This is a genomic window from Streptomyces sp. NPDC050560 (assembly GCF_044457285.1).
Classification (GTDB): Bacteria; Actinomycetota; Actinomycetes; order Streptomycetales; family Streptomycetaceae; genus Streptomyces.
The window spans coordinates 431,573-447,977 of the sequence record NZ_JBITGT010000005.1 but is presented as its reverse complement, the minus strand read 5'-3'; the positions used below and the strand labels follow the sequence as shown (position 1 = coordinate 447,977).

Annotated in this window: 8 protein-coding genes; 1 reads left to right on the top strand and 7 read right to left on the bottom strand. The window is 74.8% G+C overall.

Translation table 11 applies throughout. The features are described from left to right. Window positions 1-264 precede the first annotated feature (264 nt). Entirely contained in the window at window positions 265-4,086 is a 3,822-nt protein-coding gene (locus ACIBIW_RS14155; RefSeq protein WP_399335599.1) for a multifunctional oxoglutarate decarboxylase/oxoglutarate dehydrogenase thiamine pyrophosphate-binding subunit/dihydrolipoyllysine-residue succinyltransferase subunit, read from the top strand. Window positions 4,087-4,200: 114 nt separating this feature from the next. Here ACIBIW_RS14155 and fxsT read toward each other — a convergent pair whose 3' ends face one another. From fxsT to ACIBIW_RS14120, 7 genes are all read right to left on the bottom strand, one after another. Beyond that, window positions 4,201-7,188 carry an FxSxx-COOH system tetratricopeptide repeat protein gene (gene fxsT, locus ACIBIW_RS14150; protein ID WP_399335597.1) on the bottom strand — a complete coding sequence of 996 codons (2,988 nt, stop codon included), beginning with the start codon at window positions 7,186-7,188 and terminating at the stop codon, window positions 4,201-4,203. A 217-nt stretch (window positions 7,189-7,405) separates the two neighbouring features. Beyond that, complete coding sequence (locus ACIBIW_RS14145) at window positions 7,406-8,665, bottom strand: FxsB family cyclophane-forming radical SAM/SPASM peptide maturase (RefSeq protein ID WP_399335595.1); 1,260 nt, start codon at window positions 8,663-8,665, stop codon at window positions 7,406-7,408. Next, window positions 8,662-8,913, bottom strand: a complete 252-nt coding sequence (locus tag ACIBIW_RS14140) for a hypothetical protein (RefSeq protein ID WP_399335593.1) — start codon at window positions 8,911-8,913, stop codon at window positions 8,662-8,664. Before ACIBIW_RS14140 ends, ACIBIW_RS14145 begins: the two co-directional genes overlap by 4 nt. Next, the gene (locus ACIBIW_RS14135) at window positions 8,910-12,563 is read right to left on the bottom strand and encodes an SAV_2336 N-terminal domain-related protein (protein ID WP_399335591.1); all 3,654 of its coding nucleotides are present in this window, start codon (window positions 12,561-12,563) and stop codon (window positions 8,910-8,912) included. The genes ACIBIW_RS14140 and ACIBIW_RS14135 overlap by 4 nt, the downstream gene beginning before the upstream one ends. Before the next feature lie 59 nt (window positions 12,564-12,622). Then, a complete protein-coding gene (locus ACIBIW_RS14130; protein WP_399335589.1) occupies window positions 12,623-13,654 on the bottom strand; it encodes an AAA family ATPase in 1,032 nt (343 codons plus the stop codon). A 223-nt stretch (window positions 13,655-13,877) separates the two neighbouring features. After that, window positions 13,878-15,854 carry a trypsin-like peptidase domain-containing protein gene (locus ACIBIW_RS14125; protein WP_399335587.1) on the bottom strand — a complete coding sequence of 659 codons (1,977 nt, stop codon included), beginning with the start codon at window positions 15,852-15,854 and terminating at the stop codon, window positions 13,878-13,880. Continuing rightward, entirely contained in the window at window positions 15,847-16,287 is a 441-nt protein-coding gene (locus tag ACIBIW_RS14120) for a CU044_2847 family protein (protein ID WP_399335585.1), read from the bottom strand. The genes ACIBIW_RS14125 and ACIBIW_RS14120 overlap by 8 nt, the downstream gene beginning before the upstream one ends. Between the last annotated feature and the right edge of the window lie 118 nt (window positions 16,288-16,405).

Sequence of the window (16,405 nt, the reverse complement as noted above, 5' to 3'; positions counted from 1 at the left end):
GACACGGGACACCAACGCGCCCCTTCGGCTCACTCGCCCTGCGACGCGCCTCGCGAACGGCGCTGCTTCGGGAGTACCACGGGCCAGCTCCACGCTTGCTCGAAAAACCCAAAGTAATTCCCGCCATCCCACATCCCGAAACGCGCGCCCCGATGTGATCTACGCGACGTATGGTCGCTCCGGACTGCATGACCCCGCAAAGGGGGCGTAGCCTTTATTCCCGCTGTCCATCACCTTGTGAAGCGGAAGAGGGCGGTTACCGCCGTGTCGCCACAGTCCCCCAGTAATTCGAGCGTCTCCACCGGCAAGGAGGGGCAGGGCCCGGACCCTGCCGCCGCCTTCGGTCCCAACGAGTGGCTCGTCGACGAGATCTATCAGCAGTACCTCCAGGACCCCAATTCGGTGGATCGAGCCTGGTGGGACTTCTTCGCCGACTACAAGCCAGGGGCAGCCGCCACGGCCGGTGACGGGGCCGCGGGGGCCACCGGCACCGCCCGTGCGGCAGGCACCCCCGCCGCGCAGGCGCCCGCCGCGCCGCCCGCCCCCAAGACGGCACCCGCGGCGCCCGCCGCTCCCGCTCCCGCGCCGAAGGCCGCGGCCCCGGCCGCGCCCGCCGCTCCCCCGAAGCCCGCCCAGGCGCCCGCCCGCCCGGCGCAGGCCGCCGCGGCGAAGCCCGCGGCCGGCGCGAAGGCCGCGGACGCGAAGGACGCGGCGGAGGACGCCTCCGAGTACGTGCCGCTGCGCGGCCCCTCCGCCGCCGTCGCGCGGAACATGCACGCCTCGCTCGAACTGCCGACCGCCACCTCGGTGCGCGCGGTCCCGGTGAAGCTGCTGTTCGACAACCGCATCGTGATCAACAACCATCTGAAGCGCGCCAGGGGCGGGAAGATCTCCTTCACGCACCTGATCGGCTACGCGATGGTCAAGGCGATCAAGGCCATGCCGTCGATGAACTGGTCGTACGGCGAGAAGGACGGCAAGCCGTCCGTGGTCAGGCCGGCGCACATCAACTTCGGCCTCGCCATCGACCTGGTGAAGCCCAACGGCGACCGGCAGCTCGTCGTGGCCGGCATCAAGAAGGCCGAGACGCTCAACTTCTTCGAGTTCTGGCAGGCGTACGAGGACATCGTCCGCAGGGCGCGGGACAACAAGCTCACGATGGACGACTTCTCGGGCGTCACCGTGTCGCTGACCAACCCCGGCGGCATCGGCACCGTCCACTCGGTGCCGCGGCTGATGCCCGGACAGTCGGTGATCATGGGTGTGGGCGCCATGGAGTACCCGGCCGAGTTCCAGGGCACCTCCCAGGACACCCTGAACCGGCTCGGCATCTCCAAGGTGATGACTCTCACCTCCACCTACGACCACCGGGTCATCCAGGGCGCCGCGTCCGGCGAGTTCCTGCGGATCGTCGCCAACCTCCTGCTGGGCGAGGAGGACTTCTACGACGAGATCTTCGAGGCGCTGCGCATCCCCTACGAGCCGGTGCGCTGGCTCAAGGACATCGACGCCTCGCACGACGACGACGTCACCAAGGCCGCCCGGGTCTTCGAGCTGATCCACTCCTACCGGGTCCGCGGCCACGTCATGGCCGACACCGACCCGCTGGAGTACCGCCAGCGCAAGCACCCCGACCTGGATGTGAACGAGCACGGGCTCACCCTGTGGGACCTGGAGCGCGAGTTCGCCGTCGGCGGCTTCGCCGGGCGCTCGATGATGAAGCTCCGGGACATCCTGGGCGTGCTGCGCGACTCGTACTGCCGCACCACCGGCATCGAGTTCATGCACATCCAGGACCCGGGCCAGCGCCGGTGGATTCAGGACCGGGTGGAGCGCCCGCACGCGAAGCCCGAGCGCGAGGAGCAACTGCGCATCCTGCGCCGCCTCAACGCCGCCGAGGCGTTCGAGACGTTCCTCCAGACGAAGTACGTCGGCCAGAAGCGGTTCTCGCTCGAAGGCGGCGAGTCCGTGATCCCGCTGCTCGACGCGGTGCTGGACGCGGCGGCCGAGTCCCGGCTCGACGAGGTCGTCATCGGCATGGCCCACCGCGGCCGTCTCAACGTACTGGCGAACATCGTCGGCAAGTCGTACGCGCAGATCTTCCGCGAGTTCGAGGGCAACCTCGACCCGAAGTCGATGCACGGCTCGGGCGACGTCAAGTACCACCTGGGCGCCGGGGGCACCTTCACGGGGCTCGACGGCGAGCAGGTCAAGGTGACGCTGGCCGCGAACCCCTCGCACCTGGAGGCCGTCGACCCGGTCGTCGAGGGCGTCGCGCGCGCCAAGCAGGACATCATCAACAAGGGCGGCACCGACTTCACGGTGCTCCCGGTCGCCGTGCACGGCGACGCGGCCTTCGCGGGCCAGGGCGTGGTCGCCGAGACGCTGAACATGTCACAGCTCCGCGGCTACCGCACCGGCGGCACCGTGCACGTCGTCATCAACAACCAGGTCGGCTACACCGCTCCCCCGGAGTCGGCGCGCTCCTCGATGTACGCCACCGACGTGGCCAGGATGATCGAGGCGCCGATCTTCCATGTGAACGGCGACGACCCGGAGGCCGTCGTGCGGGTCGCGCGGCTCGCCTTCGAGTTCCGGCAGACGTTCAACAAGGACGTCGTGATCGACCTGATCTGCTACCGGCGCCGCGGCCACAACGAGTCCGACAACCCGGGCTTCACCCAGCCGCTGATGTACGACCTGATCGACAAGAAGCGCTCGGTGCGCAAGCTGTACACCGAGTCGCTGATCGGCCGGGGCGACATCACCCTCGAAGAGGCCGAGCAGGCGCTCCAGGACTACCAGGGCCAGTTGGAGAAGGTCTTCACGGAGGTCCGCGAGGTCACCGCGGAGACCCCGGCGGCGCAGGTGCCCGAGCCGCAGCCGGAGTTCCCGGTGGCGGTGCAGACGGCCGTGTCGCAGGAGGTCGTCAAGCGGATCGCCGAGTCCCAGGTGAACACCCCCGACCGGGTCACGGTGCACCCGCGGCTGATGCCACAGCTCCAGCGCCGCGCGGCCATGGTCGAGGAGGGCACCATCGACTGGGGCATGGGCGAGACCCTGGCGATCGGCTCGCTGCTCCTGGAGGGCACCCCGGTGCGCCTGTCGGGACAGGACTCGCGGCGCGGCACCTTCGGCCAGCGGCACGCGGTGCTGGTGGACCGGGAGACCGGCGAGGACTACACGCCGCTCCAGCACCTCACCGACGAGCAGGCCCGCTACAACGTCTACGACTCGCTGCTGTCCGAGTACGCGGCGATGGGCTTCGAGTACGGATACTCGCTGGCGAGGCCCGAGTCGCTGGTGATGTGGGAGGCGCAGTTCGGCGACTTCGCCAACGGCGCGCAGACCGTCATCGACGAGTTCATCTCCTCCGCCGAGCAGAAGTGGGGCCAGACCTCGGGCGTCACCCTGCTGCTGCCGCACGGCTACGAGGGCCAGGGCCCCGACCACTCGTCGGCGCGCCCCGAGCGCTACCTCCAGATGTGCGCGCAGAACAACATGACGGTCGCCATGCCGACGCTGCCGTCGAACTACTTCCACCTGCTGCGCTGGCAGGTCCACAACCCGCACCACAAGCCGCTGATCGTCTTCACCCCGAAGTCGATGCTGCGTCTGAAGGCGGCGGCGTCGAAGGCGGAGGAGTTCACCACCGGCGGGTTCAGGCCGGTCATCGGGGACGACTCGGTCGAGGCTGCCGCGGTCCGCAAGGTGGTGTTCTGCACCGGCCGGGTCTACTACGACCTGGAGGCCGAGCGGCAGAAGCGGGAGTCGAAGGACACCGCGATCATCCGTCTTGAGCGGCTCTACCCGCTGCCCGGCACCGAGTTGCAGGCGGAGATCGCCAAGTACCCGAACGCCGAGAAGTACCTGTGGGCGCAGGAGGAGCCGGCGAACCAGGGTGCCTGGCCGTTCATCGCGCTCAACCTGATCGACCACCTCGACCTGGCCGTCGGCGAGGACGTGCCGCACGGCGAGCGGCTGCGCCGGGTCTCCAGGCCGCACTCCTCGTCGCCCGCGGTGGGCTCGGCGAAGCGGCACCAGGCGGAGCAGGAGCAGTTGGTGCACGAGGTCTTCGACCTCTGACCCGCGCCGCCCGGGTTGCGACCCGCGAGGCCCGTCCCGTCGTCGTACGGGGCGGGCCTTCGCCTTTCCCGGCCGACCCGGGGCGGGGGGCAGTTGCACGGGCCCCCGGGGTCGTCACACGGGCTGCGGCTCGAAGTCCCAGTGCGGGCGGGTGCCGGCGGCCGCGGAGCGTGCGTGCGGGTTGTCCTCGCCGAGCAGCGCGGTGAGGTCGGCGAGCGCGCGGGCGCGGTGCCCCTCGGCGGCGGGGTCGCCGAGGGCGGCGAGGTCGAGGGCGAGGCCGGTGCGGACAGTCGCCGTCAGCACATGGGAGGCGCCCAGGGTGCGGGTGGCGCGCTCCAGGGCGTCGGCGCCGAGCGCGGCCGCGTCCTCGGTGCCGCCGAGCGCGGCGACGGCGGCGGCCCTGTTGAGCAGGGAGCCCACCGTCCACGGGTGGTCGTCGCCCACGGCCTCCTCCATCTCGGCCGCGGTGATCCTGGACAGCTCCGCCGCTGCGGCTGCCTGCCCGTCGTCGAGCATGAGCACGCCCAGGTTGTCCCTGGCGCCGATGGCGTACGGGTGCTCGGGTCCGAGGAGCGCCTGGTAGTCGTCGACGACGCCGGTCAGCAGCTCGCGTGCCTCGCCGCCGCGGCCCAGCTCGCGCAGCAGCATGGCGTAGTCGCAGGCGGCCATGAGGGTGCCGGGGTGGCGTGCGCCGCGGCGGTCGAGCTGGCGCTCGTGGACGGAGCGCAGCAGCGCGTGCGCGAGCTGGAGGTCGCCGACGCGGCGGGCGCAGAGGGCGTGGTGGTGCTCGGCGGCCAGCGTCTCGGCGTGCCGCTTGCCGAGGACCTGGGCGTGCAGCCGGGCGTTGCGCTCCTGTTCCGACAGGGCCTCGCGATAGCGGCCGAGGAGGCGCAGCATGCGGGCGGTGCGCAGGGCCGAGCCGAGGGTGAGGGCGTTCTTGCCGCCGAGCAGTTCCACCCTGGCGCCCAGGACGCGCCGGTGCTGGGCGAGCGAGTCCTCGTAGCGGCCCTGGAGTCCGACGGCGACGGCGAGGTTGTTGCGCAGCGCGAGGGTGCGGGGGACGTCGTCCTCGCCGAGTTCCTGGGCGGCGCGGGCGACGGCGCTCTCCACGAGGGCGCGTGCCTCGTCGAAGCGGCCCCTGGCCATGAGGGTGCCGGCGAGGCCGTCCTCGGCGCGGATCAGCTCGATGGGGCGGGTGGCGGGGTTCTCGCGCAGGAGGGCGAGGGTGTCCCTGCCGACGTGCTCCGCCTCCCCGTATCTGCCGAGCCTGCGAAGCATGTTGGCGTGCTGGTGGCGGGCGACCAGGACGGACCTGTGGGTGTCGCCGAGGGTGCCGCGCCAGCGGGTGGCGGCCTCGTCGCTGAGCCAGAGGCCGTCCTCGTACTCGCCGCGGACCCGCTGGTACTCGATGCAGTTGAGGACGAGAGCCCTGACGTCGGTGTCGGTGGAGTCCAGCGCGCCCGAGGGTTCGAGGTGCGGGATGAGTTCGGCGTAGCGGGGCCAGTTGGCGGCGGGGGCCGGATCGCGGGGGTCGGCGAGCACGAGGACCCGGCGGGCGATGGCGGAGTACTTGCGGGCCTCGGCGTGGGACTGCACGGAGCGCACGTAGCCGTGGAAGAGGCGGTGCATGCGCAGCGTGCCGATGGTCTGGATGTCGAGGTGGGGGCCCTGCTCGTACTCGACGCGCATGGAGGTGATCTCGGAGAGCTTGCGCAGCGCCGCGTTCCAACTGCTGGGCTCGGCGGACAGCTCCCGCAGGCCCTCGGGGAGTCCGGGGCCGCCGAGCGCGGCGCGCAGCAGCCGTACGGGGCCGAGGTCGGGCGAGAAGTGGGCGAGGAGGTGGAGCAGGTGCCAGGCGGGCGGCGAGGTGTCGCGCAGCGTGTTGAGGAGCTTGGCCCAGGCGACCTGGAAGCTCTGCGGATAGCTGGGCGAGGGCACCACCTGGAACTGCCCTGGCCTGCCCTCCCTGATGTCGTCGATGTACTCGGTGACGGAGGCCATGGGGTTGACGTCGAGCCAGGCCGCCATCTGGTCGAGGAGCAGCGGCAGGTCCTCGACGGCCTCGGCGAGCTGGTCGGCCTGCTCCTCGGTGAGCCGGTGGCTGCGCAGCGCGGCGAACGCGACGGACTCCTGGCGCTCGAAGGCGTCGACGGCGACGGACTCGGCCTGCGCGGCCCAGTCGAGGTCCTGGGTGGTGACGAGGATATGGCCGCGGCCACCCTCGGGGAGCAGCCCGCTGAGGCGTTCCGGGGCGCCGGCGCCGTCGAAGACGAGGAGCCAGGGGCGGCGGGTGCGCACGAGTTCGCGGTGGACGGCCTCGATGGTGTGCTGGAGTTCGTTGTGCCCGGGCAGGCCGAGTTCCGCGCCGAGGCGCGCGTACTGCTCGCGGGCGGCGACCCGGCCCGCCGCACCGACCCACCACACGATGTCGTACTCGCCGCGGAAGCGGTGGACGTACTCCAGGGCGAGCTGGGACTTTCCGACGCCGCCCGGGCCGTGCAGCACGGCGCGCTCGCCGGGCACGGACAGCCGCCCGCGGACGGTGTCGAGCAGGTCCGCGCGGCCGACGAAGCGGCGGTTGCGCCGCGGCACGCCGAAGATCTCGGGCGGGTCGTCGGGAAAGCGGGGGCCGCGGTCGAGGGAGACGGCGGCGGGTGCGCCGTCGAGGCCGACGGTCTGGAGGACGAGGGCGCGGGCGGCGGCGGGGCCGAGGCCGCGCAGTCCCACGGGGGCGAGCGGGACGATCTCGTCGGAGAGGTCGCGGGTGGTGACGCTGACGGCGCCGACCCGCGCGCGCAGTGCGGGATCGAGCGAGCGCAGCACGTCGAGCCAGGCGTCGAGGCCGCTGGTGCCGAGGTGTTCGTACCAGTCGTCGACGACGACGAGCACCTGTCCAGGCGCGCCCTGGAGCAGGCCGATTCCGCCGCCCTCCTGGGGGCGGCGCAGCGGGTTCCAGCGGACGGCGGTGCTCGCGCGGCCCGCCGAGCGGAGCTGGTGGTCGATCCAGCGGGCCCAGGCTTCGCTCTGGCCCGCGAAGAAGACGGTGACGTGGGGCCGCTCGTGGTCCCGTACCGCGGTGTCGCGCTGTGTGTTGGCCGTCATGTCGTCAGGCTCCTCGGCCGGCGGTGGTTCGGCGGTCTCGGGGACCGGGGGTGCTCGGGGTGCGGCCCGGGTCCGGGGTGGGTGCGGTGCTCCCGGGTGGTGCGGTGGAGCGGGTGGGCCCGGGGCCCGGCGGGTTTCGGGGGTCTTCAATTGTGCGTCATATCGGTGCGTTCGTGGGCCCGTTGGGGCCGGGGGGCGGTGCCGGGCGCGCCGCGGGTCAGGTGGTTTCGGCCAGCCTGGCCGCGATATGGCGTATCAGGTGCTCCAGGTCGGCGCAGTAGACGCTGGGGTGCCGGAAGCCGCTGCCGGGGGTGTAGCGGTGGACGTAGTTGCCGCCGCCGCACACCCGGTGGACGGGGCAGCGGCGGCAGTCCGCGGCGAGCGCGTCGGCGCCGAGCTGGCGGGCGGCGATGCCGGGGTGGCGCAGGGCCTCGTCGAAGGTGTGGTGGCGGACGTCGAGGCCGGTGGCGGGGGCGCCGGGGTAGGCCGACTTGAGGGCGTCGACCTGCTCCACGGCCCCGTCGGTGTCGACGACGACGGCGGCGAGCGGGGAGAGCCCGACGGCCTCCGCGGTGCTCGGCGCGCCGTAGAGCAGGGCGGTGATCTCGGTGAAGAGCCGGATGCGGGTGGGGGTGGCGGGGCTGTCCCACCAGGCGTCGAAGACGTCGGCGAGCCAGCGCCCGTACGGTGCGGGCCAGGGGCGGCGGCGTCCTGGCGCGGGCGGCGGGGTGAGCCCCGGCGGCGGGGTGTGCCAGTTGCCGTGCGGCAGCAGGAAGTCGATGCCGGGCGGGCCGAGGCGCAGCAGGGAGCCGTACACCTCGCGGGGCGGGGTGGCGTGGTCGATGGTGGTGAGGACGCCCGCCCAGGTGCCTGGACGGCCCGCGAGGAGCCGGGCGGCGGCGTGTGCGGCGGGCCAGGAGGCCCGGCCCGCGTGGTCGCGGCGGTGCCGGGCGAGGGCGGCGGTGCCGCCGTCGAGGCTGAGGCCGACGCGGATGCCCGCGGCGGCGAGTTCGGTGAGCGCCTCGGGGGTGAGGAGGGTGCCGTTGGTCTGCACGGTGGCGGTGACCCGGCAGTCGGCGGGGACCTCGGCGCGTACGGCGTCGGCGTAGCGGATGAGGGGGGCGGTGCCGGCGAGGAGGGGTTCGCCGCCGTGGAGTTCGACGCGGATGCCGGGCAGCCGGTGGCGGCGCGCGTGCTCCCCGATGCGGGCGGCGGCGAGGGCCATGGTGGCGCGGGAGACCCGGGCGGGGCGCTCCCGCCAGCTCTGGTCGGGGCCCTCGTAGATGTAGCAGTAGTCGCAGGCGAGGTTGCAGCGGCTGTGCACCTTGAGGACGAACTGCCGGAAGGGGACCGGGCGGTGGCCGCGGGTGTCGAGTGCGGTGTGCGGCCAGCGCGGGTGCGGCGGGTGGTGTGCGAGGGGCGGCCGCGCGGCGCGCGGCGCCGCCCTGGCGGGGACCCGGCCGGGCTCCGCCGTCATGGGGCGTCGTCGTACTGGGCGACGATCTGGTACGTGCCCGGGTCCTCCGCGCGGGCGGTGGCGCGCTCCCCCAGCTCCGCGAGGATGGCCGCGAGCACCGGGTGCCGGGGCCGCGTGGGCGGGGTGAGCGCGGGCAGCGGCGCCTCGTGGAGCGCGGTGGCGACCGGCTCCCGGCGGTCCGGTACGGCCGGGTCTTTCGGGTCGGCGGCGCCGACCGGGGGTGTGGGGGGAGGGGTGGGAGGCGTCACTCCCCGTCCCCCTCGGCTGTGTCCCCCGTCGTCAGGCGGCTGACGGCGCGGCGGATGTCGTCGTCGAGCGGGGGCTCGGCGGCGTCGAGGGCGGAGCGGTACTCGGCGAGGGCCAGGTCGGTGTCGCCGCGGCGTTCGAGGAGCAGGCCGCGCAGTTGCCGGGAGCGGGCGAGCCGCGGCGTGTCCCCGGCCTCCGCGGCGTACTCGGCGGCGGTGCGCAGCCCCGCCTCGGCCCGCTGGAGGAGGTGGGGGGAGCCGAGGCGGGCGGCGAGTTCCATGGTCACGGTGCCGCGCTGGAGCCAGCAGTCGGCGGCGAGCGCGGTGTCGTCGGCCGCGGTGGCCTCCCTGGCCGCTTCGCCGAATATCCAGTCGGCCTCGTAGAGATCGGTCAAGCCTTCCTCCTGGGAGCGGAAGCGCAGGTGGTGGGCGACGCCGAGGAGCCTGCGGCGGTTCGCGAGGTCGGGGTCGCCGCCCGGGGTCCAGTCGAGCGCGGTCGCCAGGGCGCGCACGGCGGCGCCCGCGTCCTCGGCCGCGGCCTCGGGGCCGCCCCGGGCGATGTGGAGTTCGGCGCGGTCGTTCAGGGTGCCGCCGTACTCGGCGAGGATGCCGGGGCGGCCCGGGTCGTCCCTGCCGAGGAGGGCGGTGGCCTCCTGCCAGGCGGCGATGGCGAGGTTGAGTTCCGCGGGGTGCCCGGTGGCCTCGTAGTGGTCGCGGTGCAGCCGGGCCGACCAGGTGTGGCAGTCGAGCAGGAGCGCGGGTTCTTCGCCCGCGGCGGCGAGCGCCCGGGAGACGGCGTCGAGGACGGGCCGGTGCTCGCCCTCCGCTGCCGCGCCCGCGGCGGGGCGGGTGATCTCGATGGTGGCGGCGAGGTCGAGCCAGGCGCGGCAGGACTCGTCGGCGGGCAGCGCGCCCTCCTCGCGCAGGGCGGCCATGAAGTCGTCCCCCGCGAGCCTGGCGTGCTCGGCGGCGCGCTCCTCGTCGGGCGGGCCCGCGGGCGCGACCGGGCCCCTGCCGAGGTACTGGCGGGCCAGGTCGAGGCGGATGCGGCCGCGGGTGAGGCGGCCGCGCTCGGGCGCCGGGTGGTCGAGGCGGGCCGCGGCGGCGACGGCGGCGCGCTCCAGTTGGGTGAGGTACCAGTCCTCGGGCCCCGCGGCGCGGAAGGGGCCCGCGGGGGCGGCGAGCGGTGCGGCCCACTCGGCGAGGAACGCCAGCACGGTGGGCAGCGTCTCGGCGGCGAGCAGCCGCGGCTCCGGCGCCTCGGCGGGCCGCGGGTGCGCGCCGGTGTCGCCTCCCGCGGACTGCTGCCGGTCGGCGCCGCGCGGCTGGGGCCGGGGCTCCGCAGAAGGCGCAGCGGGCGCCGAGGGGCGGGCGCGGTGCTCGCCGGTGTGCTGCCCGCCGCGCCCTGGGCCCGCGGTGGGCGGCCCGGCGGGCGCGGAGGGCGGGCGGGCGCCGTCACCGGCGCGCGGGTGCGGGGTGCGGGTGGAACTGGTGGAGCCGATGGTGCGCAGGTTGCCGAGGGTGTCGTAGCCGCCGCTCGGGCGCTCGCCGAGCGGCGGGGCCGCGATGACACGGGCGAGGTCGTCCGCGGCCCTGCGCAGCAGCTCGCTGTACGCCCACAGGTGCCCGGGGCGCTCGGCGTCGGCGTACTCCTGGGCGAAGGCGCGCAGGTCGGCGGGGAGGTCGTCGACGCCGAGCCAGGAGCTTTTCAGCGCGCCCGCGAGCACCCAGTGGACGGTGCCGCGCAGCAGCGCGGCGCGCGGGGCGGCGGGCGGCTCGGTGCCGAGCACCGAGAGGGCGTCGCGCAGGTCGTCGCCGACGCGGCGGATGCGCCAGCGGGTCAGCAGCGCGTTGGCCAGTTCCTCGGCGGCGGTGGCGCGTTCCGCGGGGCCCGCGGCGACGGCCCCGGCCTGCTGGCAGAGCGCGACGGCGTCGTCGAGATCCCGGATCAGGCCGCCCGCCTCGAAGGCGGCGAGCGCGTCCCGGCCGCGCTCCAGCAGCTCCGCGGTGCCGAGCCTGGGGTCGGGCGGGCGCAGCCGCGGGCCCCTGGTGCGGCTGCCGAGGTCGCGCAGCACCTCGCCCGCGACCTCCGCGAAGGCGCGGAGCCCCGCGGGCTCCTCGTGCCCGTCGAGCGGCGGCTCGGCGCGGCGCACCGCGGCCGGGTCGACGGTGCCGCGCAGGAAGCCGGCGGCCAGCGCGGGGAAGTTCCGCGCGACCCGCCCGAAGTGCCGTTCGACGTACTCGGAGCAGTGCTTGAACAGCAGCTCCGCCTCCTCGACCGGCAGCTTGCCGCGCAGCTCCTTGGCGACGCCGGGCAGGAAGTCGTAGCGCAGGGTGCGCGGGTCGCCGTCCTCCCCGGTGTCGCGGCGCCGCACCAGGCCGCCGAGCAGCACCTCGGAGAGGACGTCGGGGCCCGTGCCCGCGAGCATCGCGTGCTGGACGAGCTGCATCACGGGCAGGAAGAGCGGCACCGCGGACAGATAGGACGCGAGCCGCCGCGCCTCGGGCGACGCCTGCCGGGAGAACGCCCGCACCCGGTCGGCGCCCGACAGCTCGCGGGCGGCCTGGACGAGGCTGGTGGCGGGCGGGTGCAGCGGCTGCACCCAGCCGGCCGCTGCGGTGAGGCTCTGCCCGGTGGAGCCCGCGACGAGGCGCGCCCAGCCCTCGACGGAGGAGCGGCGCAGCGCGAGCACCGGCACCGGGAGCGCCCCGGGGCGCACGGGCTGGCGCTCGGGGGTGAACACCAGGCGCCCCGCGGGTCCCTCGCGCCGGTGCAGGATGCCGCGTACCGCGGGCAGATGGGTGCGCCGCCACATCCGCTGCGGCAGCGGCTGCACCACGGCGACGGGCGCGGTCGACGCCCAGCGGTACAGCATGCGATGGATGCCGCCGCTGCGCCACATGGGGCCCGCGCAGTCGCTGAGCAGCAGGGTGAGCCTGCGTCCCGTGGGGTCGCTGAGCTGTTCCGGGGCGTGCAGGGGGCCGCCGCCCTGGGGCGTGGCGGAGCACCCGGGCCAACCGTCCTCACCGGCGTGCAGGTACTGGACACGGACCTCGCGGAACGCGCCGGCCCGCTCGCAGACCTGCCGCAGCTCGTCCAGGGCCTGCTGCCACACCATGGTCGAGGTGGAGACGTCCATCACGAGCAGCAGCCTGGCCTCGCGGCGCCGTTCGCTGCGCATCACCGGCTGGACGAGCCCGGACTCGGCGGCGCGGTCGGCGGTGCGGCCCTCGTCGAGGGCGCCCGGCACGGGGCGTACGGGCGCCCGGTAGCGCTGGAGTATCCGCAGGCCGCGCTGGAGCGACAGCGGCTCGGGCAGCGCGGGCGCCGCGGGGACCTGCACGGTGCGCAGCCCGCGCTGCCCGGGGTCGCCCCCGGCCTCGGGCGCGAACAGCCGCTCGCTGTCGGGTTCCGCGTCCTCGTCGGCGCCGCGGCGGTGCGGGGGCAGGGTGCGAAAGCCGCGGCCGTTGCTGTGGCCCTGTGGCGGGGTGTTCCGCTCGACGGGTCCGCGGGGACGGTCGGCGGGCCCGTCGGCCGCCGCCGCGGGCAGCCAGCGGGCGAGCCAGAGCGCGTCCGCCATCTCCTCGACGCTCGGCGGGATGTCCGCCTCCCGCATCCTGGAGATCAGCTCGCTGAGGGCGCGGTCGGCCACGCCCCCGTCCCTCGTGGCGGCACGGTCGGCCGTGCCCCCGTCCCTCGCGGCCCCGGTGCTCATCGTGGGCCGCGGTCCAGCGGCCGCATCAGCAACTGGGCGAGTTCGCCGCGCCGCCCCGCCGCGCCACGTGCCGCGTGCTGGGCGAGGAAGATCGCGTTCAGGAGCTGGTCGGTGGGGCGCAGCGCGCCGTCCGCCTCGGCCTCCGTGAACTGCTCGACGATGTCGTGGTTGTCCTCGTACGCGCCCGCGCCGAAGTGGGCCTGCACCAGCGCCGCGAGCCGCTGGTCGCGGGGCGCCTCCAGGTCGAGCGGGACACAGCGGCGCAGCAGCGGCGCGGGGAACTCGCGCTCGCGGTTGCTGGTCATCACCACGAAGGGGAAGGCGTGGCAGCGGACCTGACCGTGCGTCACCGGGACCCGGCGGCCGTCGTCGGTCAGCACCTCCACGGTCTCCTGGCCAGGCCGGTCGGAGATCCGCTCCAGCTCGGGGATGGCGAAGCGGCCCTCCTCCAACACGTTCAGCAGATCGTTCGGCAGGTCGATATCGCTCTTGTCCAGCTCGTCGATGAGCAGCACCCGGGGCCGCTCGGCGGCCACGAGCGCGGTGCCGAGCGGGCCGAGGCGCAGATAGCGGCCGATGTCGCCGGAGCGGTCGGCGGGCGCGGCGTCGGCGCCCGGCACGGTCCGGTCGAGCTGGGCGTCCTGGAGCCGGCCGATGGCGTCGTAGGTGTAGAGCCCGTCGCGCAGCTCGCTGCGGGACACGATGGGCCACTCGAGCACCCGGCCGAGCCCGAGTTCGTACGCGATCGAGTGTGCGAGGGTCGACTTGCCCGCGCCCGGCGGCCCGGTGACGAGCAGCGGGCGGCGCAGGTAGAGCGCCGCGTTGATCAGCTCCAGGGTGCCGTCGTCCTGCACCGGCAGCGGCACGCTGCGGGCGCCGAGCCTGCGGCTCGTCGACGAGTCGAGGGGCGGCACCTCGTACGGGACCACGGGCGCGTCGAAGCGGCGCCACGGCGGCGGCTCCGGCAGGTCCCGAATCCTGTCCGGGGCCGGCCCCCCGGTCCCCCGGTAGATGAACCAGTCGCTCATGGGGTGCTCCTCGTGGGCGGTCGGTGGTGGATGTGCCAGCCGGAGTACTGGCCGACCGGGGCGACAGGCGCCCACAACGGGCCCCTGAAAATGTACCTTCGGCGGTCCGGGGCGCCGGACGGTTCAGGCCGCCGGGCGGCGGTGCCGCGGGGGGCCGAGTGCCGCGGGGTGCGCCGGGTGCGCGCCCCCGGCACCGCGCCGCCCGCGCGCCGGCTCGCGGCGGTCATGACGGCGCGTCCAGGGGCGTGCCGTCCTCCGCGGGCAGCGGGCGCCTCGGGTCGTCGTACAGCAGCGCGAGCGGCTCGGCCCAGCGCTGCGCGGTGCGCTGCACGCTGATGTCCTCGCGCAGCCTGCGCAGCACATCGGGCAGCTCGTCGGGGGCGCCGACGGAGGAGAGCAGCCTGCGTACCCGCGCGTGCAGGTCGTCGCAGCCGTCGGTGCAGCCGCCGCCGTGGCCGTCGATGCGCCACAGCGCGAGCCCGTGCCCGCCTTCGAGGGCGAAGCGCATCGCGGCCTGCCCCGCGCCCTCCGCCACGGACCGGCAGATCACCGGTACCGCCGCGGCCGGGGCCTCCTGGAAGGCGCGCGCGGTCGGTGTGCTGCGCGGCCTCGGCACCCGCAAGACCTCCAGGGGGCGCTGCGCCGTCAGCGCCTTCCAGCGGTCCCACCAGAGTTCGTCCGGTTCTCCACGGCGCGCGAGGCAGCGCAGCACCACGCGGCGTTGTGCCCCCAGGTGGTACGTGTCGTGCAGCGCGGCGATGTCGTCGAGCCGCCAGCGGTGCACCGCCATGTCGAAGTACTCGGCGGGCAGCGCCACTTCGAGCGGGACCGGGCGGCCCGCGCGGTCGTGCTGGTGGAACACCTCCGTCAGCGAGGGCCGCAGCGCCTGCACCAGCTCGTCCGAACGGTGCCCGTTGGTCGAGTTGTCGGTCGCGAACAGCACGGGCCCCGCCTGGCCGCGGTCCACCAGCACCTGCCAGAAGAAGTGCGGCGGGTCGGCCCCGATCACCGGGTCGAGCAGCACCGACACCGTGGTGCCCTCGCCCTGGCCCGGATACGGGACGATCTCCGGGACCCCGTCCGACGCGGGGAGCGCCAGGTCGCCGGGCAACCGCGCCTCCGTCACCAGCGCGTGCGCGAGCGGCGACGGCGTGTCCGCGAGCCGCTCCGCGATCCAGTCGGTCAGCGCGTCCGCCGAGCCCCCGCACGCCTCCACGTACAGCGCGACGAGCCGCAGATAGCGAAGGCCCGTCAGCGGGTCGAGCGGCCCCGTCCCCTCCAGCAGCAGCCCGTGCCCGTCGCGCCAGGTGTGCAGCTCAGGGGTGTCCTGCGGCCAGGAGATGCCGCTGCGCGCCTTGCGCGCGAGCGCCGCGACCGTGGGCCCGTCCGGCGGGGGCGGCAGCGTCGCCAGGTGCCGCAGCGCCCTGCCGCGGTCGCGCGGCGTCCACTCGGCGCCCCCGGTGTTGCGGCCCGCCATCACCACCCGGTGCTGCGCCTGCACCCAGCTCTCGTCGCCGCCGAGACCGCGCAGGCTGTGCCACTTGTCGTGGTCCGCGATCACCTTCCGGTACGTCGGCCCGAACCGCCGCAGCGCCCCGAGCGACACGGCGAGCCCCCCGTCACGCCCCTCGCGCTTCGCCTTGACCAGTGCCACGACCGCGCCGCTCTCGGGATCGAGCAGCGGGCCGCCCGACACCCCCGCGGGCAGCTCCACATCCGAGAAGCGCAGCCCGTAGCGGTCGTCGTGGATGGTGATGTCCAGCTCCGCGCTCCATGACACCGGGCGCTCGGGGCGCTCCTGCGAGGGCCGGTAGCCGTAGACCCAGGCGGGCCCGTAGTGCCGCACCGCGCGGTCCGACAGCCAGACGCACGGGTGGTCGACGCCCTCTTCAAGCAGCCGCACGAGCGCCAGGTCCTCCGCCATCGGCACCGGGCCGCCTGCCGGGTCCGACAGCAGCCACTGTGCGAGACGGGCGCGTACGGGGGCGCCGCCGTTGACGCGGTCGCCGCCGCGCACCGCGAAGACCGCGTCCCGGTCGGCCTCCCCGCGCCAGTTCAGCACGTGCGCGGCGGTCAGCACCCAGCCGGGCGCGACGAAGAACCCGGAGCCCCAGACCTGGCCGCCCCACTCGTCGGCGGCCATCAGATGCACCGTGGCGTTCCTGGTCAGCGCGTGCAGCCGCGGGTCGGGCTCAGGCATGGGGCGCTCCCTGAGATCCTGGCGGCTGCGGCGCGGCGGGCGCCGGGATCGGCGCGGGCTGCGGGGCGGGAACCGGCTGGGGGGTGACGGCGGGATGCGAGGCGCCCGACGCCTGGTCGCCGTCGAAACGCCAGGTCAGCGAGACCTGGATCGACGCCTTCGCCTCCCCCGAGGCCAGCACGGCGAGCGCCTTGCCCGGCTGCGCGCTCAGCTCCACGCCGAACGAGATCTCCGCCTCGTCGGGCGCGGCGGCACGCGCCGCCCGCAGGACGTTCCCGCCGACCGCGCGGATCAGCTCGTCCAACTGCTCAAGGCGCCCACGGACCGCGTCGACCACCCCGACGTCACGGTCGTCCCCGTAACCGTCGGTGCTGCTGAGGCGCGCCATCACCACCGAGCCGTCCGGCAGCTCGATCGCCCGAATGCGGCTCATCCCGCTCCCCCCGGCCTTTCCCTCACGTCTCCCACGATCAACTCTTCCGCATCGAAGCCCGCTTGAACCACCGCGCCCCGACCCTCCGATGGTCCCAGCCGACGCCCCGTCAGGCCCC

What these genes read in the sequence shown, in the direction of transcription:
- ACIBIW_RS14130 (WP_399335589.1), bottom strand. Translation starts at nt 13,654, where the DNA reads ATGAGCGACTGGTTCATCTACCGGGGGACCGGGGGGCCGGCCCCGGAC.
- ACIBIW_RS14120 (WP_399335585.1), bottom strand. Translation starts at nt 16,287, where the DNA reads ATGAGCCGCATTCGGGCGATCGAGCTGCCGGACGGCTCGGTGGTGATG.
- fxsT (WP_399335597.1), bottom strand. Translation starts at nt 7,188, where the DNA reads ATGACGGCCAACACACAGCGCGACACCGCGGTACGGGACCACGAGCGG.
- ACIBIW_RS14145 (WP_399335595.1), bottom strand. Translation starts at nt 8,665, where the DNA reads ATGACGGCGGAGCCCGGCCGGGTCCCCGCCAGGGCGGCGCCGCGCGCC.
- ACIBIW_RS14125 (WP_399335587.1), bottom strand. Translation starts at nt 15,854, where the DNA reads ATGCCTGAGCCCGACCCGCGGCTGCACGCGCTGACCAGGAACGCCACG.